Annotated in this window: 19 protein-coding genes and 1 pseudogene; 2 read left to right on the forward strand and 18 right to left on the reverse strand. The window is 57.5% G+C overall.

Going from position 1 to position 20,099, the window contains the following annotated elements; all coding sequences use genetic code 11:
• Position 1 precedes the first annotated feature (1 nt).
• From hisF to BMZ81_RS00935, 9 genes are all read right to left on the reverse strand, one after another.
• Entirely contained in the window at positions 2-757 is a 756-nt protein-coding gene (gene hisF, locus BMZ81_RS00895) for an imidazole glycerol phosphate synthase subunit HisF (protein ID WP_091127713.1), read from the reverse strand.
• A 10-nt stretch (positions 758-767) separates the two neighbouring features.
• Positions 768-1,490, reverse strand: coding sequence for a 1-(5-phosphoribosyl)-5-[(5-phosphoribosylamino)methylideneamino]imidazole-4-carboxamide isomerase (gene hisA, locus BMZ81_RS00900; protein WP_091127714.1), 723 nt, complete (start codon positions 1,488-1,490; stop codon positions 768-770).
• A 13-nt stretch (positions 1,491-1,503) separates the two neighbouring features.
• Positions 1,504-2,115, reverse strand: coding sequence for an imidazole glycerol phosphate synthase subunit HisH (gene hisH / locus BMZ81_RS00905; RefSeq protein ID WP_091127715.1), 612 nt, complete (start codon positions 2,113-2,115; stop codon positions 1,504-1,506).
• A gap of 16 nt (positions 2,116-2,131) precedes the next feature.
• Positions 2,132-2,719 (reverse strand): imidazoleglycerol-phosphate dehydratase HisB, encoded by a 588-nt coding sequence (gene hisB / locus BMZ81_RS00910; RefSeq protein WP_091127716.1) that lies wholly within the window; start codon positions 2,717-2,719, stop codon positions 2,132-2,134.
• A 14-nt stretch (positions 2,720-2,733) separates the two neighbouring features.
• Positions 2,734-3,798 carry a histidinol-phosphate transaminase gene (gene hisC, locus BMZ81_RS00915; protein ID WP_091127717.1) on the reverse strand — a complete coding sequence of 355 codons (1,065 nt, stop codon included), beginning with the start codon at positions 3,796-3,798 and terminating at the stop codon, positions 2,734-2,736.
• Positions 3,795-5,090: a histidinol dehydrogenase gene (hisD, locus tag BMZ81_RS00920; protein WP_091127718.1), complete on the reverse strand. Its 1,296-nt coding sequence runs from the start codon at positions 5,088-5,090 to the stop codon at positions 3,795-3,797. The genes hisC and hisD overlap by 4 nt, the downstream gene beginning before the upstream one ends.
• Entirely contained in the window at positions 5,087-6,667 is a 1,581-nt protein-coding gene (hisG, locus tag BMZ81_RS00925; RefSeq protein WP_091127719.1) for an ATP phosphoribosyltransferase, read from the reverse strand. Before hisG ends, hisD begins: the two co-directional genes overlap by 4 nt.
• A gap of 400 nt (positions 6,668-7,067) precedes the next feature.
• Positions 7,068-8,024, reverse strand: coding sequence for a calcium/sodium antiporter (locus tag BMZ81_RS00930; RefSeq protein WP_091127720.1), 957 nt, complete (start codon positions 8,022-8,024; stop codon positions 7,068-7,070).
• A gap of 87 nt (positions 8,025-8,111) precedes the next feature.
• Positions 8,112-9,278, reverse strand: coding sequence for a bifunctional histidine phosphatase family protein/GNAT family N-acetyltransferase (locus tag BMZ81_RS00935; RefSeq protein WP_091127721.1), 1,167 nt, complete (start codon positions 9,276-9,278; stop codon positions 8,112-8,114).
• A 150-nt stretch (positions 9,279-9,428) separates the two neighbouring features.
• Between BMZ81_RS00935 and BMZ81_RS00940 the strand changes: the two genes are divergently transcribed.
• Together BMZ81_RS00940 and BMZ81_RS00945 are read left to right on the forward strand one after the other, a co-directional pair.
• On the forward strand, positions 9,429-9,608 hold the full coding sequence (locus BMZ81_RS00940; protein ID WP_091127722.1) for a hypothetical protein: 180 nt from the start codon (positions 9,429-9,431) through the stop codon (positions 9,606-9,608).
• 306 nt (positions 9,609-9,914) lie between these two features.
• Positions 9,915-10,430 (forward strand): QueT transporter family protein, encoded by a 516-nt coding sequence (locus BMZ81_RS00945; protein WP_091127723.1) that lies wholly within the window; start codon positions 9,915-9,917, stop codon positions 10,428-10,430.
• 40 nt (positions 10,431-10,470) lie between these two features.
• Here the strand turns inward: BMZ81_RS00945 and rd are convergent, their stop codons facing one another.
• The 9 genes and pseudogenes from rd to BMZ81_RS00990 form a co-directional block, all read right to left on the reverse strand.
• Complete coding sequence (gene rd, locus BMZ81_RS00950) at positions 10,471-10,629, reverse strand: rubredoxin (RefSeq protein WP_091127724.1); 159 nt, start codon at positions 10,627-10,629, stop codon at positions 10,471-10,473.
• 86 nt (positions 10,630-10,715) lie between these two features.
• Positions 10,716-13,043, reverse strand: a complete 2,328-nt coding sequence (locus tag BMZ81_RS00955; protein ID WP_091127725.1) for a polysaccharide pyruvyl transferase family protein — start codon at positions 13,041-13,043, stop codon at positions 10,716-10,718.
• A gap of 17 nt (positions 13,044-13,060) precedes the next feature.
• Complete coding sequence (locus tag BMZ81_RS00960; protein WP_091127726.1) at positions 13,061-13,567, reverse strand: deoxycytidylate deaminase; 507 nt, start codon at positions 13,565-13,567, stop codon at positions 13,061-13,063.
• Positions 13,568-13,782: 215 nt separating this feature from the next.
• On the reverse strand, positions 13,783-14,787 hold the full coding sequence (locus BMZ81_RS00965) for an XdhC family protein (RefSeq protein ID WP_091127727.1): 1,005 nt from the start codon (positions 14,785-14,787) through the stop codon (positions 13,783-13,785).
• Between the two features lie 157 nt (positions 14,788-14,944).
• Positions 14,945-15,517 carry a UbiX family flavin prenyltransferase gene (locus BMZ81_RS00970; protein ID WP_278308858.1) on the reverse strand — a complete coding sequence of 191 codons (573 nt, stop codon included), beginning with the start codon at positions 15,515-15,517 and terminating at the stop codon, positions 14,945-14,947.
• Positions 15,518-15,629: 112 nt separating this feature from the next.
• Positions 15,630-16,886: an SLC13 family permease gene (locus tag BMZ81_RS00975; RefSeq protein WP_091127729.1), complete on the reverse strand. Its 1,257-nt coding sequence runs from the start codon at positions 16,884-16,886 to the stop codon at positions 15,630-15,632.
• Between the two features lie 84 nt (positions 16,887-16,970).
• Complete coding sequence (locus BMZ81_RS00980; RefSeq protein WP_091127730.1) at positions 16,971-18,320, reverse strand: UbiD family decarboxylase; 1,350 nt, start codon at positions 18,318-18,320, stop codon at positions 16,971-16,973.
• Positions 18,321-18,431: 111 nt separating this feature from the next.
• Positions 18,432-19,688, reverse strand: coding sequence for an SLC13 family permease (locus BMZ81_RS00985; protein ID WP_091127731.1), 1,257 nt, complete (start codon positions 19,686-19,688; stop codon positions 18,432-18,434).
• Between the two features lie 58 nt (positions 19,689-19,746).
• Positions 19,747-20,099: pseudogene (locus tag BMZ81_RS00990) on the reverse strand (hypothetical protein); the annotation flags it as partial.

Below are 20,099 nucleotides of genomic sequence, written 5' to 3' on the forward strand. Positions count from 1 at the left end.
CTCAAATTCTCATCTCCACGCCTTGGGTGCGGAGATACTGCTTCAGCTTTTTGATGTCCACCTGCCTGGTGTGGAAAATAGAGGCCGCAAGGCCCGCGTCAATACCAGGATGGGTAAAGAGCTTCGCAAAGTCCTCCATCTTCCCGGCGCCGCCGCTGGCAATGACGGGCACGTTCACCCTTGCCGCCAGGGTATCCAGCATCTCCAGGTCAAACCCCTGCTTCACGCCGTCGGTATCGATGGAGTTCAGCACAATCTCCCCGGCCCCCGCCGCCACGCCGCGCACCGCCCAGTCCATGGCGTCGAGCCCGGTATCCTCCCGGCCGCCCTTGGCAAACAAGCGGAACTGCCCGTCCACACGCTTGACATCCATGGAGAGCACCACGCACTGGTCACCGTATTTTTTCGCCGCCGCGCCAATGATACCCGGGTCCGCAATGGCGCCGGAGTTGACGCTCACCTTGTCCGCGCCGCATTTCAGCACCCGGTCAAAGTCGTCCAGCGTTCGGATGCCGCCGCCAACGGTCAGGGGAATGAAAATTTCCGACGCAACCCGGCGCAGGATGTCCGTGAACAGGTTCCGTCCCTCCGCAGAGGCGGTGATGTCGTAAAACACCAGCTCGTCGGCCCCGGAGTTATTATAAAATCCTGCCATCTCCACGGGATCCGCCATGTCCCGCAGCCCCTCGAAGTTGGTGCCCTTGACCACCCGTCCGTCCTTCACGTCCAGACAGGGAATGATTCGTTTTGCCAGCATCGATTTCGCCTCACTTTCCGTCCTGCACGGCGTCAATCACCATTTTCAAATCCAGCCGCCCGGTGTACAGGGCCTTGCCCAGAATGGCGGCATAGGTACCGATGCGCTGCAGTTCCTCCAGCTCCTCCAGGCTGCTGACGCCGCCGGAGGCGGTGACCCGCAGCCCCCTGATTCCGGCCAGCTCCCGGTAAAGTTCCAGGTTCGTCCCCTGTTCCGCGCCGTCCCGGCTGATGTCGGTGTAGATCACGTCACGCACGCCGGCATCATACAGGCGGCGGCAGAAGTCCACCCCCCGCTCTGCAGACAGCTCCTTCCAGCCGTTGACGGCCACATATCCGTCACGGGCGTCCACGCCCACGGCAATCTGGTCGCCGTACCCGGCGGCCATGCGCTCCGTGAAGGCAAAGTCCTTCACCGCAATGGTCCCCAAAATGCAGCGGCCTACCCCCAGATCCAGATACTGCCGGATGCGCTCCTCAGTCCGGATGCCGCCGCCGACCTCCAGATACAGACCGCCCTGTTTGGCAATGGCGGCGATGGAATCAAAATTCGCCAGGGTACCGTCCTTTGCGCCGTCCAGATCCACCACATGGAGATATTTGGCCCCAGCGGCGATAAACTCCCGCGCCACCGCGCACGGGTCGCTTCCATAGACGGTCATCTGATTGTAGTCCCCCTGGTACAGGCGGACCACCTGCCCGCCGGACAGGTCAATTGCAGGGAAAATCTGCATGGTATCTCCTCCTTTACAGTTCCGCAAATGCCTTCAGCAGCCGGAGACCGGCATCGCCGGATTTCTCCGGGTGGAACTGGGTTCCCCAGACATACCCGTTCCGCACCACGCCGGTCACCGCCACATTGCCGTATTGGGAGGTTCCCACCGTGCTGGCGGCGCAGTCCTTTGCATAAAAGCTGTGGACATAGTAGACGTACTCTCCGTCCCGGAAATACCGGAACAGCGGATCGCTCTTTTGGATTTGCAGGCTGTTCCAGCCCATATGGGGCACCTTCAGCATCTTGTCCGTCAAGTCATTGCGGAGATCCACCACCTGTCCGGGCACCAGCCCCAGGCCCGGATGCTCCCCGTACTCAAAGCTCTGTTCAAACAGCAGCTGCATACCCAGGCAGATGCCGAGCAGCGGCTTTTTCCGTGCCTCCTCCTGTAGTACCGGTACCAGACCGGTAGCGTCCAGCTTGGCCTTGGCGTCTCCAAAGGCTCCCACGCCGGGGAGAATGATCCGCTCCGCAGCGCGGAGTTTCTCCCCATTGCCGGTCACCTCTGCCGAAAACCCCAGAGCCTTCAGGCTGGAGGAAAGTGAGAAGAGGTTCCCCACGCCGTAATCCACAATTGCAATCATCTGTCATCAGCTCCCTTTACAACGTACCCTTGGTACTCGGGATGTCGTTTAAATGTTTTTCGTCCAGGGTTACGGCCTCCTTCAGCGTCCGGCCCATGCCCTTGAACACCGCCTCCAGAATGTGGTGGGTGTTTTCCCCCGCCATCTCACGGATGTGAATGGAAGCAGGGCAATTGCGGACAAATCCCAGCCAGAATTCCTTGGCAAGTTCTGTGTCAAAGGTACCCACCTTGGCGGCAGGCAGCTCTACCGCCCACCCCAGATAGTCCCGGCCGGAGAGATCGGCGGCGCAGAGCACCAGCGTCTCGTCCATGGGCAGCAGGAACTGACCGTAGCGCGTAATCCCCCGCTTGTCCCTCAGCGCTTGGGCAAACGCCTGGCCCAGGGCAATGCCGATGTCCTCCACCGTGTGGTGGTCATCCACCTGGGTATCTCCGCTGCAGGTAAGATCCAGGTCAAAATCACCGTGCCGGGCAAACAGAGTCAGCATATGATCCAGGAATCCCGCCCCGGTGGAAATTTCCGTTTTTCCGGTCCCGTCCAAATTCAGTTTCAGCCGGATTTTCGTTTCGTTGGTGTCCCGAGCAATTGTCGCAGTCCGCATACAGGTCTCCTCCTTTACAGCGCTTCCAGCAGCTGGCCGATTTGATCCACCAGCGCCTCCATCTGCTCCATGGAGCCGATGGTAATCCGGACATAGTCCCGGATGCGATCCGCGTCAAACCAGCGCACCAGAATGCCGTTTTCCTTCAGCCGCCGGTACAGCTCACCGCCGGGAATCCGCTGGGATTTGGCAAAGATGAAGTTGGCGCTGGAGGGCAGCACTGTGAATCCCAGATTCTCCAGCTCTCCCACTGTCCAGGCCCGGGTCTGGCGGACGGCTGCGCAGCAGGCATCGAAATAGGCGGTGTCCGCCATCGCGGCAGCTCCGGCCGCCATGGAGAGGCGGTTGACGTTATAGGGATTGAAGCTGTATTTCACCCGGTTCAAATCCGCAATCAAGTCCGGGTGTCCCAGAGCGAAGCCCAGCCGCCCGCCGGCCAGCTGGCGGCTTTTGGACATGGTCTGGATCACCAGCAGGTTGTCATACCGGAAAATCATAGGAACGCAGCTCTCTCCGCCGAAATCAACATAGGCCTCGTCCACCACCACAACCCGGTTGGGATTCGCCTCCAGCAGCCGCTGAATGTCCGCCCGCGGCACGCTCATGCCGGTGGGGGCGTTGGGGTTTGCAATGAAAATAGTACCGGGGAAGTCCATATAGTCGTCCACATTCAGTGTGAAATCCTCCCGCAGGGGAATCATCTTGGCGCTCAGGCCAAACAGCGCCGCCTGCGCCTTGTAGAATCCGTATGTAATGTCCGCATAGGCAACGCCTCTGCCTCCACCGCAGAAAGCCCGGAAGGCAAAGGCCAGCACCTCGTCGGAGCCGTTGCCCGCCAGTACGTTTTCCGGCTTCAGGCCATAGTAGTCCGCAATGGCGGCGTGCAGAGCACTGCAGGTAGGATCCGAGTACAGATTCAGCTTCAAAAGCTCCGCCCGGGAGATGGCCTTGATGACCTTGGGGGAGGGCGGAAACGGGCTCTCATTGGTATTCAACTTGATATACTGCTGATCCTGAGGCTGTTCACCGGGGGTATAGGGAGCCAGCGCGGCGGCCTCATTTGAAAGAAATCGGCTCATTTGAGAAGTTCTCCTTTCTCTTCACTGCGAATCAGAACAGACCGGGCGTGGGCATGAAGCCCCTCCCGCTCTGCGAAGTCCGCAATCCGGGGCGCGGCCTCACGCAAAGCCTCCGGTGTGTAATACAAAAAGCTGGACTTCTTCACAAAGTCGTCCACGCTCAAGGGGCTGGAAAAGCGGGCGGTACCAGAGGTCGGCAGGGTGTGGTTGGGGCCTGCGAAGTAATCTCCCAGTGCTTCAGGAGCACTGCGGCCCAGGAAAATGCTGCCGGCATTTTTGATTTTGTGCAGCAGGGCGAAGGGATCGTCCACGCACAGCTCCAGATGCTCCGGGGCAATGAGGTTCGCAGCCTCCACCGCCTTGTCCAGGCTGGCAGTGACAAGAATCTTCCCTCTGCGCTCCAGGGCTTTGCGGGCAATTTCCCGGCGCGGTAGCTGCTCCAACTGAAACTCCAGCTCCTCCCGCACCGCCTTTGCCAGCTCCATACTGTCCGTCACCAGAACCGCAGAAGCCAGTACATCGTGCTCCGCCTGGGACAGCATGTCCGCCGCCACATAGGCAGGATTGGATCTGCCATCCGCCAGCACCAGAATCTCACTGGGGCCGGCAACCATATCAATGGCCACCTGGCCGAACACTTTCCGCTTCGCCGTGGCCACAAAAATGCCGCCGGGACCCACGATTTTATCCACCTTTGGAATGCTCTCCGTGCCATAGGCCAGCGCCGCCACCGCCTGGGCGCCGCCCACCTTAAAGATTTTTGTGGCACCCGCAATTTTTGCCGCCGCCAGGGCGGAGGCGCTGACCGATCCGTCCTTTTCCGGCGGCGTTACCAGTACGATGTCCCGCACCCCGGCAATTTGAGCGGGGATCACATTCATCAAAATGGTGGAGGGGAACGCCACCGGGCTCCGCGGCACACAGATACCCACTTTTTCAATGGGCGTGTACCGCTGGCCCATGACAATGCCGCCGTCCTTTGTCAGCACAAAGTCCCGGCGAACCTGCTGCTCATGGAACGCCCGGATATTCTCTGCCGCCTGCCGAAGCGTCTCCAGAAAGTCCTCGTCCGTGGCGGCCACCGCATCCTCCAGCTCCCGTTCCGTCACCTGGAGGTCTTCCAGCTCCGCGCCGTCGAACTGTCTGGTATATGCCCGCAGCGCCGCGTCGCCGTTTTTCCGGACCTCCGCCAGCACCGCATCCACCGCAGCGCCGACATCTTCCTCCGCCTGTATGTCCCGGTTCAGAATATCCTCCGGAGACAGCTGGTCAAACTGGCAGATAGGGATCATACATTCGTCACCTCCGTGAGTTTCTGCAGCAGGGTATCAATCTCCCCGCGTTTAAACTGGTAGCTGGCCCGGTTGGCGATAAAGCGAGCGGAGATGGGCATAAACTCCGTCAGCACCTTCAGATTGTTCTCCTTCAGGGTCGTACCGGTCTCCACAATATCTACGATCACATCGGAAAGGCCCAGAATCGGCGCAAGCTCAATGGAGCCGTTGAGCTTGATGATGTCAATATCACGGCCCTGGGCAGCGTAGTACGCCTTGGCGATGTTTACAAACTTCGTGGCCACACGGAGCGCCCGGCTCTGATCCTCCCGGAAGTCCTCAGGGCCCGCCACGCACATGCGGCATTTGCCAAGCCCCGTGTCCAGCAGCTCATAGACGTCTGCGCCGGACTCCGCAAGAATATCCTTGCCCACAATGCCGATGTCCGCCGCGCCATGCTCCACGTATATGGCCACGTCGCTGGGCTTCACCAAAAAGTAGCGGATACCGGCCTCTGGGTTTTCCACCACCAGCTTCCGGGTCTCATTATAATTCTCCGGACAACCGTAGCCCACGCCGGAGAGCAAATTGTAAACCTTGTCACCCAGACGGCCCTTGGGGAGCGCCACATTCAGCATCACCTTTCCGCCGGTTTCCTCCGTCGGCACATCGGACAGGCGATCCAACTCATCCAGATACAAGCCGAAGCCGATGGCCTTGGCGCCGGGACGGAACTGCTCCGCCAGCGGGTCGTACCGACCGCCCTTCAGCACCGCCCTGGGAAGTCCCGCCAGATATCCCTGAATTACCAGCCCGTTGTAGTATTCCATATCGTTGACCAAGGAGAGATCCAGCCGGAGGTTTCCCGTCTGTCCCTGTCCGGCCAGCATCTCGCACAGCGTGCGCAGCTCTGCAAGGGCTGCGCCCATGGCCGCATTCAGCGCCAGCGGCTCTGCCGCGGCCAATACGGACTCCCAGTCTCCTGTCAGAGCAGCCAAGCGGCACAGGGCGTCAATCCCCTGGCGGGAGAGTCCCGCCTCCGCCGCGGCCCGCTGAAGCTCATGGGTATTTTTGTCCCGAATGCAGTTCAGCAGCCGGGCGCGGATTCCCTCCGGTGCGCCCACCGCGTCAAAAAGGCCGGTGACAAAGCCCATGTGACTCATTTCCAGCACAAACTCCCGCTCCGTCAGGGCCAGACTCTGGAGGGCCAGAGACACTGTCTGTGCCGTCGCGGCGCCGTCCACGGCGCCGATGCACTCCAGCCCCATCTGGCTGATCTCCCGGAAGGTATGGCTCTCCAGGCTGGGGCGGTAGACATTCTCCGCATAATAATACCGGCCGCAGCCGCCCGGATCCACTTGGGCGTTTTTGGCAATGGACAGCGTCACATCCGGCTTCAACGCCAGCAGGCGCCCATCCAGATCGGTAAACGTGATAACCTGCTCGCTGGAGAGGAACCGGCGGTTCTCCTGATAGAGGCCGTATTCCTCAAACCGTCCCATATGGTACTTGCAAAACCCCGCCTTTTCATACAGCAGCCGCAGCTGCAGGGATACCCGCTCCTGAGGCTTCAGAATTTTCAAATCCAATTCCATGGAAATTCTTCTCCTTCTCACAGGGGCGTCCTGCGCCCCGCTTTCTATTACAGAAATATCTTACTTTATTTTATTAGCAAAGTAAAGTGGTAATTCGGTAGTCTTAAAAATTCCGCCATTTGCACAAAGCCGCTGCTGGCAGGTGTCAGATTCTCCAGTCATTTTTTACGGCCAGATCACTGTCATCCGCTGGGGAGAAATTCAGATAGGAAAATTTTACACCCTGTCCTCTCTTTTTGCAATCCGCCTTCTACGCTGCTTTTGGGCGTTTCCTTCCAGGCACGGATTGTGCCCGGAAAAATGTCCTTTCGTCCGATTCCGAAGAGCCGCTTGCTACTTCCGCCAAAAGAGCAGTGGCGCCCAGTGGGAATCCCCGCCGGGCGCCGCTGCTCCTTTGGCGCTATATAACCAGCTTCACCAAATACGCACTATACGCCAGCAACATCAAAATACCCTGCCAGCGGAAAAACCTGCCCTTCACCAGCGGTGGGACCACCGCCAGCCCGCACATCAGCAGACAGGCAGGCAAATCCAGCGCCGTGGTCTGGCCGCCGATGGTCAGCCTCCCTCCCGAGACGGCTGAGCAGACAGGCAGGATCATGGTCAGATCGATCACATTGGCGCCGATAATATTGCCCACAGACATAGAGGCCTCTTTTTTGGCGATGGCGGTGAGCGTCGTTACCAGCTCTGGAAGGGACGTGCCGATGGCTACCATTGTCACGCCAATGATGCTGGATGGCACCCCCAGCAGCAGTGCCAGTTCGCTGCCATGGTTAATCAGCAGGCGGGAGCCGAGCACAATTCCGGCAATGCCGATGGCAAAGAGAAACAGCTTCATCGCCGCTTGCCGGATGGAAATCGTCCGCCGCGCCGGATGTATGGCTCTGTTGTCGGCCATGCTGGTTCTGGCATCCGCGATATTGTTGGCGAGATATGCTGCAAACACAGCAAACAGCAATAAACTGGGCAGCACCGGCAAAACACCGCCGCGACACAAAAAGGTCAGCAGCACAGCGCCTCCCACCATCAGCAGCGCCTTTAAGTCAAACTGACGCCGGTTTACAGCAGATGGCAGGCACAGCACGGAAATCCCCAGAATCAGACCCAGATTGGCCGTGACAGAACCCACTGCATTTCCAACTGCCAGGTCCACTTCTCCCTGCAGCACGCCGGTCACGGAAACCGTCAATTCCGGCAGCGTAGTCGCCAGCGACACAATGGTGGCGCCGATGATGAATCGAGGTACCCCAGTGGTCTCCGCAATCCAGACTGCGCCGTCCAAAAACCAGTCACCGCCCTTCACAATCAATAGCAGCCCCACCAAAAACAGAGCAACCGTTCCCCAGATGCCCATCTTTTCCCGCTCCTTTCCATGTACAGGCGGCCTGCGGCATATTGGCCGAACCCGTGCGGTCATCTCATGGACATCATACCCTGCTTGTCAACGACAATCCTGTGGAAAATCGGCGTCCACATTCATTTCCCCTAAAAATTCCGCCTTGTAGCTGATATCCTTTTCCAGGATCTCCCTGCCGGCAGCAGTTTTCCCAATGGGTACAAATCCATATTCGGTAAAATATTGCCGGGCCGCCTCATTTCCGCCGCTCAGCGCCAGACGCAGTTTCTGCCTGCCCAATGGCCGGTAATAAGACACCGCCTGCCCAAGCATCTGGATGCCGAAGCCCCGTCCCCGGTAAGGTGCCTCCACGCAGTACAAAGAGATCCAGCCGCAGCTGTCCTCTGCCTCCTTTTCCGGGTGGAACTGCACCACACCCACCGGTTCCTCCTGCAGGAATCCCACCAGGGTGGGGCGCCGCTTGGCCTCCTCCAGCAAAACCTGTTCCTCCCAAGGCCTTTCCTCACCGGCGTCCGCCCATCCGGCAGCCACACAGCGGGAAAAAAACGCCGCTTGTTCCGGCAGCCGCAGCTGCTGAAAATACACACCGGGCTCCAAGCCGCTTACACGGCGTTTCATCGGCTCTCCTCCGGTGAAATGCGGGTCCCTCAAATGGCTGTTGTCATCGCGAAATACAATCCGCAGACTCCCCTTCTCCGCTTCAATCAGAGAAACAGCGGTGTTGTCCCCATGCGCTGTTTTGCCCAGCTCCGCAATGGTATATCCCTCAATGGCAGCCAGCAAAATCTGGATGGCACATCCATGGGAAAACACTGCCACGGTCTTTCCCTCGTTTTCAGCTGCAATCTCCCGGATAGCTGCCAGCACCCGGTCCCGCACCTGCTCCGGCGACTCTCCGCCCGGCACCTGCCAACGATCCAGCTGATGGTTGAAATTCCAAAGCTGCTGGGGATCTTCCCGGGCAATCTCTCCCCAGGTTTTCTGTTCCCACTCTCCCACACAGATTTCCCGGAGATCCCGCCGCCGGTGCAGCGGCAGCCCCTTTGTCTGATAAATGGCGCTGGCTGTGGCACAGGTGCGGTACAGGTCGCTGGAATACACTGCGTCTACCGGAATATCCGCAAACCGCCGGGCCAGCGCCGCAATTTGGCGATGGCCGCAGTCTGTAATGATGCTGTTGTACTGCCCTTGTGCAATACGGTATAAATTCCCTTCCGCCTCTGCGTGGCGGATTACATAAATTCGTGTCATATGCCCTCCCTCTGACACCCGATGGTTTCTATAATTTCAAATACAATATTTATTATATCGCCAGTGGTTCTTTTTGGCAAATCGAAAGCCTTCTGTTTTTTCCGCATTTTTTTGGTCATACTACCGATGTGCCGAAAAGGAGTGACAATCATGAAAATGTGTACCGGATTTTGGGTCGGTATTGGTGCCGGTATGATGGCCGGCGCCGCCATGGGGATGATGATGCCCTACGGTCGGCAGTCCATGAAAACGCAGGTGGGTAAAAGCATTCACAAGCTGGGTGTCGCCGTGGACCACGCCGTGGACAACATTGTCTCCGAAATGCGCTGACAGCGCCGAGGACGGGAAGCAGCCTGCTTCCCGTCCTCTTTTCCGCCCTGTCATAAAAGCCCTCAAAATTCGGAATTGCCTCTTTTCTTTTTCAAAGAGCTGTGATATGATACTTTTTGACAGGTGCCATCTCCCTGTCCAAGCGTCTCCCTATAGAGACGTTCGTTCGGCAAATTCCTTGGAAAACTAGGTGGATTGCCGTTCTCTAAACAAAAAAATGGAGGCCGCCCGCGCCTTGAGCGGGTGTTGTTTGGTATGCATCCGCCTGTCAACGGCCTCCGAATTTCAATCAGGAGGTCTTTTTTCATGTCCACTCCCCATTTTACTACCCGCCAGCTGGCGCTTGCCGGCACCGTCGCCGCGCTGTATGCAGTCCTGGCCTACTTTGCCGCCATTTTCAACGTGGCCTATGGTCCCATCCAGTGCCGCTTTTCCGAGGCGCTGTGTGTCCTGCCCTTTCTCTTCCCTGCCGCCACACCGGGCCTCTTTATCGGGTGTCTGGTGGCCAACCTGCTCAGTCCCTACGGCGCTCTGGATATTGTCTTCGGGTCCCTTGCCACCCTGCTGGCGGCAGTCTGGACCCAGCATACCAACCATCGGTGGCTGGCACCTCTGCCGCCCGTGCTCTGCAACGCCGTTATCGTAGGCGCGGTGATTACCGTGCAGGAGGTATCTATGGATCTCTTCTGGGACACTTTTCTCTATAATGCCGTTACCGTTGGTCTCGGCGAGGCCCTTGCCTGTTATGTACTGGGTGGCCTGCTGCTGACACTGCTGCCCCGGGTTCCCGCTCTACAGGCAGAAATGCGGATCCGGTCCTGACTACAAAAAAAGCAGCCCCGTCCAAGACGGGGCTGCTTTTTTATTTGGCAGTAAATTCGTCTTTACCAGCGTTGCAGAGCGGGCAGACCCAATCCGCAGGGAGATCCTCCCACTTGGTGCCGGGAGCCACGCCGTTCTCAGGATCGCCTGCAGCCTCATCATAGATATAGCCGCACAGATCGCACTCATACTGTTTCATATCACTACCTCCTTATAAAATCTTGTGTATTTCTTTTTTTAAAATAGCACAGGTATCTTGCAAAGAATATGGTATTTGCAACAATTTTATCCCAGTTTTTTTCGTATTTTCTCTTTGGCTTCCGCAGACAGCACCCGGGCTGCCAGCCGCACCGGAACCGGAGGCAGCCGGAAATACGTTTTCCGAACCTCCTCAAAAGGCTCCAGGGCGTAGGCCGCAAAAAATGCCGACCGATCCGGAGCCTGTCCGATGGGGGATGCCAGCCGTGGATTCCCAGCAACTGCCCGCTCCATTGGGAAGGATTTTCGTCCCAGCGGCAGCTGGTCAAAAAGATGGCTTCCGTGCGGTGTATTCACCATCAGCAGACTGACGCCCCGCTCCTGCTGTTCCGGCAGTTCATCCGGCTTCAATCCCCAAAAGTCGCCCAGTGTAAAGTCTCCCACCCGGCTCATGCTGGTGTAGGCACACCGGTGGCAGCTGGGCCGCAGGAAAAGCGCCCGGCCAAATGCCCGACCGTATTCCGTGCGGATCAGCGGCGCGGAATCCACACTGCCGTCGCTGTAAACAGTGGTGAAGTGACTGTCTTTCCAGCCTGTTACCTTATTGCGGAAGCGCACCGCCTGCAGCGTCTTGTGCTTACGGTTCTCAATGGATTGAACCATATCCTCCCATACACCGGGGGATGGCACCCCATGGCAGATCAGGTCGCAGGTTGTGAGATTCTCAGGCCGCCGACCCAGATACTGGTAAAGGCCGTCCACCTGGCAGGGTGTCCCGGAAAACAACACCGGTCGGACCTCCAGCCACCGCTTTACCTCCCGGAAGGTATCCCCCAAGTCGCTCTGGACATACTTGGTTCCCCGCAGGCGCCACAAATCCTCCTTGCGAAAACAAGCAATATGCCGCAGATGTTGTTTCCCATCCATAGCAGCGCCGAATACCACGCCGCCGCTCTCCAGAATATACTCCGCCAACACAGAAAATACGCCGCCGGAGGTAGAGTCCCGACGGATGCCATCGTCCCTGTTCCAGGCGGCAAACACCGCCGGCAATGGGCTGGCAGGCCGCTCCCGCAGGATTGGGCAAATGGCGGTGCAGCGGCCGCAGCGGACACATTTTGCAGAATCCACCACCGGATAGGCGAAGCCCTCCTTATCCCGCTCCATCGTAATCGCATCCATGGGACACCCGTTCATGCAGGCACTGCAGCCGGTGCAGCGGGTGTGGCTCGCCAGTCTGGGCATACCCTCTGCCGCCGGAGCACTGTCAGGTATGCTTTCTTCACAGGCCGCCCCTGTCAGTGCTGCGCGCAAATAGGCAAGAGATGCCTGACGGGCCGTCTCCAGCCGCGCGTCCACACGGGTCCAGACAATGGGATCCGTCAGTCCCGCAGTGTCGCCCTTTCCGACGATGCGGTCGGTTAACCCCAGGGTGTCCAACAGGCTGAACGTCCGGGAGGCCTCCGGTTCCGCCAGCTCTGCTGGCGCCACGGCGGTAAAAAAGGGCTTTTGAAACTGGATAGAGAATACCGTTCCGTGGAAGGAGTTTGTACAGACATAGCTGGCACCCCGGAACAGGCCCAGGAATTCCGACGGGCCTGCGTCCAGAATGCAGCCGGCTTTTCCATATACCTTTTGCCGAATTCCGCACAGCTGCACCACAGGAAGCCCCGTCTCCTCCGCCAAACGGCGGATATAGGGTTCCAGCGCTCCCGGCTTGCTGATGCAGTAGCAGAGAATATATCCACCTGCGCCATCCTCTCGCTGGGGTGCCGGATACCCCTTTGGAGTATTCGCCGCAGCGTCCCACACCTCCCGCCTCAGCAGCAGAGTGGGATCCAGAACCACTGGTGCCTGTTTGCCCGTGATCTCCTGAATAATCCGCTGACCCTGCCGTTCTCTGGCAGAGAGGTGAGAAAAGCTATTCAGATAATCCCGCAGTTCCCCCTCCATATTTTCCGGAATGTGTGGAATCCCGAAGGAGGGTGCATAGGCAATTTTTCGCTGTTTGGAAAATGCCCCAAAAAACACTGGATCAAACCGGCCGTCCGGAAAAATTTTAGGATTCCAAATCTGATCGCTGCCCGAGAGAATCACGTCATAGGGCAGTTCCCCGTCCCGCAGTTCCCGAAAGCTTTGGAAATGGTGTCCAGAGATACGCAGTCGCTCCCTTGCAAACGTTTCAAACCGTTCATACCGGGTCTTCAGCCGGGCATAGTGAAGGGCCGTATGGGCATCCGCTGCAGCACTCCCTACCCCTGTGGGCTTGCGGAACAGGCTGTTGTCCTGATTCACATAATAGTCGATGATCTCACATTCGCTCCCCAAGGCCTCCACTGCCTGCTCTGTAGCATAGGCCTGCAGCAGCGCGCCATAGTGATGAATGTGGTAAAAGGTCACAAGTCCTGTTTTCAAAGAAACAGCTTCCTTTCTTACTGCTGATTGAAAATCGCATCCGGATCCCTTGGAACCTGGAGATCGTCCTCTTCCACCCAGTCAGATACCATTACCACGTCAAATTCAGTCCTCGTGCGGCGGATAACCACCCGCTCCAGGCCGGAGTTGATGACAAGACGACGGCACATGGCGCAGGAGGTGGCGTCAGGCAGCAGTTCTCCCGTGCGGGCATCCCGGCCCACCAGATATAGCGTTCCGCCCACAATATCCCGGCGGGCAGCAGAGATAATGGCATTTGCCTCAGCGTGGACACTGCGGCACAGTTCATACCGCTCTCCCCTGGGCACCCGCATAGCCTCCCGGGAACAGTATCCCATGTCCACGCAGTTGGCCCGTCCCCGGGGCGCGCCGTTATAGCCGGTGGAAATAATTTCGTCGTTGTTGACAATGATGGCGCCGTAGACCCGGCGCAGGCAAGTCGCCCGCTCCAAAACCGTCTGGGCAATGTCCAGATAGTAGTTTTCCTTGCTGATACGCTCCATAGGCACCCCTCCGTTGATGTTGATGTTTTATTTTATCACGGCGGTATTGCATTTGCAAGAAATGCGTAAAAGTTCCCGAAAAACAGAATTTTCCCAAACTGGAAAGCGCGAACGCCGTGGCGTTCGCGCTTTGTCAGAAGTCATGCCTGAGGCTACTCTCCGGTCCGAAAAGTTTTCTATCTCTGTACTTATCTTCCCGCGCGCCGACGTGAAATCTACTTCATGCAGCCTGCCCGGACTGCAATCATCTCAGCCGCCACGGAAACGGCGATCTCCTCCGGTGTTTCCGCACCGATGGCAAGGCCAATGGGGGCATGAAGGCGTTGGTATTCAGTCTCTGTGAAGCCCGCCGCCAGCAGCCGCTCCCTGCACAGTGCCAGCTTCCGCTTGGATCCGATGCACCCTAAATACCGGGCGCCGCTGCGGAGCACCTGCGCCAGCACCTCATAATCCGCCTGATGCCCCCGGGTCATGACCACCACATCGTCTGACGGCGTCAGTGTAATCTGCCGGCCGATTTCCTCAAAGCTTCCGTACAGCACAGCTTCCGCCTTGGGAAACATCGCAGGATTTGCAAACTCCGGCCTGTCGTCATACACCACCGGCCGGAATCCCACAGAGGCCAGCACCGGCACCAGCGCCCGGGAGACATGCCCGCCGCCGAAAATATATGTCCGTCCAGCCTTCACCACCGGCACCGCAAACCAACCGTCCCGAAAAACCGCCCGGTCCTTCAGCAGTTCCGGCAGGCATGCGGGTACCTCCGCCAGGAACTGGGCACCCTCCCGGCAAGCCGTGCCCATGGCGTCAATCCGCCCTTCTATAATCCTTCGCAGAAGCCAGGTGTCCATATTTTGTCCGGATGCCTCTATCAAGCTGCTCAGTACGGCAACCGACTGGGAGTTCCCGGGAGCCAAGTACTGAAACTGCACGGTTACCTCTCCGCCGCAGACCATGCCGAGGCTGGCAGCGTCGCCTGGGACAAACCGAAATTTCCGCAGGGCGTCCTCCCCTGGTGCCAGCAGCTCCGCCGCCAGCTTTTGGGCGGCGTACTCCACATTGCCTCCGCCAATGGTGCCACAAATACCGCCGCCCGGAAAGACAGCCATCATGGCACCGGCTCCCCGGGGCGTGGACCCGCTGGCCTCTACCAGACTCACCAGCTCTACCGGCGTATCTGCCTCCAGTGCATGAATGATTTTCCGCAAAAATTCCCGCATTCTGTTCATCCTCCTGGCGCCATCCACCAAAAGATGGTCATGGCAAATCGTTATTCTTTGTAATATTGCACGCTATTATAACATATCTCACCGCCGTCTGCAAAAAAAGAAGAGATGCCGGTGCATCTCTTCCCAAATATGCGTTCTCCCCCGTCTTTCAGGACTCCGCCCCAGTCCACCGCGGGTAGATCTGGTGGGGAATGTGAAGTTCATCCAGCACTTTGCCCACCAGGTGATCCACCGCGTCCTCCAGTGTCTTGGGCCGGGTATAAAAGCCGATGCATGGCGGCAGCAGAATTGCCCCGTCTCCAGACAGCGACAGCATATTGCGCAGATGGATGGAAGAGAGTGGTGTCTCCCGCGGAACAACAATCAGCGGACGGCGTTCCTTCAATGCCACATCAGCGGCCCGGGCAATCAAATTATAGGAAAACCCGTTGGCAATGGCAGAAAGGGTCTTCATGCTGCACGGCATAATCACCATGCCGTCCGTCTGGAAAGAACCGCTGGAAATGCTTGCCGCCAAATCGTCTGCCGGATAAACCAAATCCGCCAGGGCGCACACCTGTTCCACCGTGTAATCCGTCTCCAGTTCGATGGTCCGCCGGGCCCAGTCGCTCAGTACAAAGTGTGTCTCCGCTCCGGTTTTCCGCAGCTCCTGCAGCAGGCGGATACCCAGCAGCGCTCCGCTTGCGCCGGTCATTGCCACGACAATACGTTTCTTTTCCAATGCTCGTTCACCTTTCCAAATTGAGATATTCCACGAATGCCCTCCAGGGGGTGTGGGCGTGTGCCGGGGCCGCCTACTGCAGCCCCGGCATAGTTCACTCATAGGAAGAGGCTTAGCCGAAAATCCCCAGCATGGAGGCAACGAAGCAGCACAGCGCCACAACAAGGCCGCCGACGATGCCCATGACCAGCAGTCTGGTAAAGCTCTTTTCCGCCGTTTCCTCGCCCAGCTGCATGCCCAGGTTGGTCATGATCAGAGCGCCGTTGGAGGAAAGAGGCCCAATGCTGGAGGCAAAAGCACCCGCGCAGGTGGCAGCAACTGCCAGTGCAACCGAGGCAGTGGGGATCGCCTCCAGAATGCCGGGCAGAGTGGGAACCAGGGTGAGAACCACCAAGCGGGAGATGGTGAACAGGCTCACCACGCTGGAGGTCAGGCACATCAGAGGCGCCACAGTGTGGGTGCTCATGATGGAAGCCAGCATGCTGCTCAGCAGTGTGAAGCCGCCCAGTTCAGACACCAGGTTCACCAGCAGGCCGACGCCGCAAATCAGAATCAGAGAGGGCAGGGAGACCTTTTTCAGGGCATCACCGCACTTGCAGGCGCCCAGCAGGATGCACGCGATGGCGACAATCATGCCAGCCCAGCCGATATCCCATTTCAGCAGGACCACGACGGCGATAACAGCCACAATGCCAATCAAGCTGATGACCTGACCGCGGGTAAATTCCGGCAGGTTGGCCACAATGGCGGCGTCAACTGTACCCTTGGCTTTATAGCCGCCCAGCAGCAGATAGATGACCAGGAAGCTGATGGAGAAGGCCACCAGGCAGAAGATGTAGATGGACATCAGATTCACTTCCAGGCCAGCGGTCTCGCAGGCAGTGGTGATATTGACGCAGTACTCGTTAATGGGGCTGTAGCAGCCGCAGGCAATGCCATAGCCGCCGGCCAAGCCATACAGCAGGGCATCTGTGCCGGAAGCCACTGCCAGGGAAATGCCGATACCGGACAAAATGGCCATACCTGCCAGGCTGTTGATACCGATGGAGCCCAAAATCACGCCGGTGTAGAAAATGAAGAAGGGCATCAGCTTGGCATTTTTACCGGTTTTTGCAATGATCTTTTTTGCCAGAAGCTCAATGGCTCCGTTGGCCTGCGCAATGGCAAAGAAGAACAGGATGCCGAACACACGGACAAACAGCGTGGTGGGGAAAAAGCCCATGATAGCAACGTCCTTGAGGCCAGCGGCCTTACCCAGGAAGAACGCCACGCCCATGGCCAGGATACCGATGTGAAGGGGGTTTTTCTTGAACGCGCCGATCGCAAAAACCGCGATTAAAACAATTAACGAAATGGCTTCAAAGCTCATTTTTCTCGTCTCCTAAATTTTATTTTCTCTCTCTTGGAGCGTTTCTTTTGTAACACAGTCTCTCAGCACAAGAAATGATTTTTCTCAAAGATAGTCCTTCAGGTTGATATCCTCATAGCCTGCGATATGGATCTTCTGGAAGCGTTCCCGCTTGTCACTCATGGGAATGGTGGCGTCGATGCCCATCTTGTCGCTGGCACCCCCGCGGGAAGAGGGATCCAGCTTGTTGCCCATAGCGTTTGGAATAATGAACACATCCCGCGCGGCCTGGACACGGTTGGAAATGGCCCATTCCACATCCTGCATGTCATAGATGTCGATGTCCGTATCCACCACAACCACGTGCTTCACTTCCGTGCTGCTGGTGAAGGCCGCGAACATGGCGTTTTTCGCCTCACCCTCATGCTTTTGATCCAGTTGGATCACCACATGATACCGGCAGCCGCTGGCGGGAGTGATATGGACCTTCTTGACGTTGGGCGTTGCCTGCCGGATGACCTGCATCATGGTGGCCTCACGGGAAATGCCGCCCAGCAGCAGATGTTCCATCGTGGCAGGGATAATTGTATGGTAAATGGGGTTGTTGCGGTAAGTAATAGCCGTGATTTCAATTACATGGCGGGGGGCCTTGGCACCATACGTCTTGGGATACTCACCAAAGGGCCCCTCCTCTTCCCGGACATTGGGGAGAATTTTACCTTCGATAATGATCTCGCTCTCCACGGGAACTTCCAAATCCACAGTTTCGCACTTGACCAGTTCCACCGGCTCACCCAGCAGACTGCCTGCAATTTCAAACTCATCCACACCCAGAGCGGTGGTGGCCTGAGAGGCCAGCAGCAAGGAGGGGTGCACACCGATAGCCAGTGCAATCTCCAGCGGTTTGCCCATCGCTTCCGCCTTGCTGAACATCTGATTGGTGTGGCGGGGCAGCAGCAGGGCGCCCAAATGGTTTCGGTCCTTGATTTCATGGCGGTGGATGCAGACATTGCGAATGCCGGTCTCCGGATCCTTGGCAATGCACAGTGCGGCCGTCAGATACCGGGAGCTGTCCTTCTCGTGGTGCAGGCAGGCGGGCAAAATCCCAAGATCCACCTGGTCGCCGGTCAGAATATTCTCCTTGATTGCAAAGGGGCCCTGCTCTTTCTCCAGAACCTTGCAGGGAGTGGGATTGCTCAGCGCATGGTTGAAGTCCTGCAGCAATTCCTCGTAGCTCATCCCCATGGACTTTGCCATGCCGTCCCGGGAGGTAATCACGCCGGTTACCACCGGCATACTGCTGCCGCGAACATGCTCGAAGAGGGCGCCGTACTGCGGCTCCAACTTCTTGCCAACGGCCGCCAGCTCATTGATGGGATCCACTTCGCGGCTGATGCGCTTCATCATGCCGTCCTGTTCCATCTTGGCCAGCCATTCGCGTAGAATAGGTTTCATACATTCTCTCCTTCTTCAAAATTGATAATCCGTTGATACTATTAAAATTTTTTGTCTTTTCCTGTCCTGACGTATTTCCACCTGACTCCGTGTGCCCAGCAAATCTTCACATTACCAGAGCACATCGAAAAAGGAGAGTACTGCAAAGAACAGGGCAAGCATCAAAGAACATCCAAAAGACAGGTACAGAAGCGGCATAAACTGTTTTTGTGCCTCCTCGTCCCCATATTGCTGGGAAAGGCTGCTGAGGAGTAAAATACCAAATGCGGTAAGCGGCCCGAATACCGAGGCGAACGCACCGCCTGCCGTGGCCACCACCGCCAGATCCGCGGAGGCGGATGGAATGGCCGCCAGGATACCGGGAATCGTCGGAATCAGTGTCATCACCACGACCCTGGCCAGAGTAAACATGCCAATCACGCTTGCAGCAAGAGACAGTATCGGCGCCACCGTAACCCGGTTCATGACTGCGGCCATCGCCGTGCTCAGCAAGGTGAATCCTCCCAAGCCGGATACCAAATTCACCAACGTACCCACACCGCTGACCAGCATCAGGGAACTGAGGGCAACCTTTTTCAGTACCGCTTCACAGCGGCAGGCCCCAAGCAGGATACACGCCATCCCCACAATCAGACCGGACCATCCCACATCCATCTGAAAGAAAACCACCAGTATGATCACAACCGCCAGTCCTGCAAGGCTGATGGATTGACTGCGGGTAAAAGCAGGCAGTTCCTCGAGGACTTTGTTCTCCAGCGTTCCCTTCAGCCTCCAGCCGCCCAGCGCCAAGTAAACGGCTCCAAAACTCAGGGAATAGCCGATCAGACAGAGAATATAGATGCTGAACAGGTTTACACTCAGCCCTGCACTCTCGCAGGCTGAGGTAATATTGGCCGTGAATTCGTTGATGGGGCTGTAACAGCCGCAGGCAATGCCGTATCCTCCGGCAAAGCCGAACAGCAGCGGTTTATTTCCAGATGCCTCGGCCAGGGAAATCCCCAGACCGGATAAAATTGCCATGCCTGCCAGGCTGTTGATTCCCAGGGAGCTGAGAATCACCCCCATATAAAAAAGGAAGATCGGCATCAGCCTTGCACTGCGGCCGATTTTGGAAAGCAGTTTCTTTGCCAGAAGCTCAATGGCGCCATTCGCCTGAAAAATTGCAAAAAAGAACATAATTCCGCAAATGCGAAGGAACATAGCTGCCGGAAAATGGCTGATAATTGCCGCATCGTCCATGCCGGACAGTTTTCCAAGCAAAAAAGCCGCTGCCAGAGAAAGCATCCCCACAGCAGAGGAGTCCTTCATGCATGTTCCGACCAGAAAGACCGATGCAATCAAAATCAGTGAAAGCAGCGCATAATCCATTGGCGATCCCTTCCTTTATCAAAGCGGGGGGGGGACCTCCCCGCACAGTCACCGGAAATCAGCCCTTCAGCTTCTCCAGCACGGAAATATCCACGCCGCGCTGACGGAACCACTTCGGCAGCAGCTCCTTCTCCACGCGCTCGCCCACTGCCGGCGCTCTGTCAATCAGCAGCTCTGCCATGCTCTCCGAGCAGTTCAATCCGCCCATCGCGCCGTCGAAGATAATGACCTTGTCCGTCCCCGTCATCTTATACGCGAACTCCATGGCCCCTTCCGTCGTCTTCGCGATGACCGCGTGATCCATGTACTTGATGTTCATCGGCTCCGTGTCAAACAGCTTCGCCTGCTCCGCTCCAACCACTACCGTCGGAATGTGCTCCGAGAAGAATGCAGACGGATAGCCGGTCCATG

Origin of the sequence: Oscillibacter sp. PC13 (assembly GCF_900115635.1) — a bacterium.
Classification (GTDB): Bacteria; Bacillota; Clostridia; order Oscillospirales; family Oscillospiraceae; genus Oscillibacter.

Bases quoted from the DNA above. Each gene is read 5' to 3' on its own strand.
- hisF (WP_091127713.1), bottom strand. From the start codon at position 757: ATGCTGGCAAAACGAATCATTCCCTGTCTGGACGTGAAGGACGGACGG.
- hisA (WP_091127714.1), bottom strand. From the start codon at position 1,490: ATGCAGATTTTCCCTGCAATTGACCTGTCCGGCGGGCAGGTGGTCCGC.
- hisH (WP_091127715.1), bottom strand. From the start codon at position 2,115: ATGATTGCAATTGTGGATTACGGCGTGGGGAACCTCTTCTCACTTTCC.
- hisB (WP_091127716.1), bottom strand. From the start codon at position 2,719: ATGCGGACTGCGACAATTGCTCGGGACACCAACGAAACGAAAATCCGG.
- hisC (WP_091127717.1), bottom strand. From the start codon at position 3,798: ATGAGCCGATTTCTTTCAAATGAGGCCGCCGCGCTGGCTCCCTATACC.
- hisD (WP_091127718.1), bottom strand. From the start codon at position 5,090: ATGATCCCTATCTGCCAGTTTGACCAGCTGTCTCCGGAGGATATTCTG.
- hisG (WP_091127719.1), bottom strand. From the start codon at position 6,667: ATGGAATTGGATTTGAAAATTCTGAAGCCTCAGGAGCGGGTATCCCTG.
- BMZ81_RS00930 (WP_091127720.1), bottom strand. From the start codon at position 8,024: ATGGGCATCTGGGGAACGGTTGCTCTGTTTTTGGTGGGGCTGCTATTG.
- BMZ81_RS00935 (WP_091127721.1), bottom strand. From the start codon at position 9,278: ATGACACGAATTTATGTAATCCGCCACGCAGAGGCGGAAGGGAATTTA.
- BMZ81_RS00940 (WP_091127722.1), top strand. From the start codon at position 9,429: ATGAAAATGTGTACCGGATTTTGGGTCGGTATTGGTGCCGGTATGATG.
- BMZ81_RS00945 (WP_091127723.1), top strand. From the start codon at position 9,915: ATGTCCACTCCCCATTTTACTACCCGCCAGCTGGCGCTTGCCGGCACC.
- rd (WP_091127724.1), bottom strand. From the start codon at position 10,629: ATGAAACAGTATGAGTGCGATCTGTGCGGCTATATCTATGATGAGGCT.
- BMZ81_RS00960 (WP_091127726.1), bottom strand. From the start codon at position 13,567: ATGGAGCGTATCAGCAAGGAAAACTACTATCTGGACATTGCCCAGACG.
- BMZ81_RS00965 (WP_091127727.1), bottom strand. From the start codon at position 14,787: ATGCGGGAATTTTTGCGGAAAATCATTCATGCACTGGAGGCAGATACG.
- BMZ81_RS00975 (WP_091127729.1), bottom strand. From the start codon at position 16,886: ATGAGCTTTGAAGCCATTTCGTTAATTGTTTTAATCGCGGTTTTTGCG.
- BMZ81_RS00980 (WP_091127730.1), bottom strand. From the start codon at position 18,320: ATGAAACCTATTCTACGCGAATGGCTGGCCAAGATGGAACAGGACGGC.
- BMZ81_RS00985 (WP_091127731.1), bottom strand. From the start codon at position 19,688: ATGGATTATGCGCTGCTTTCACTGATTTTGATTGCATCGGTCTTTCTG.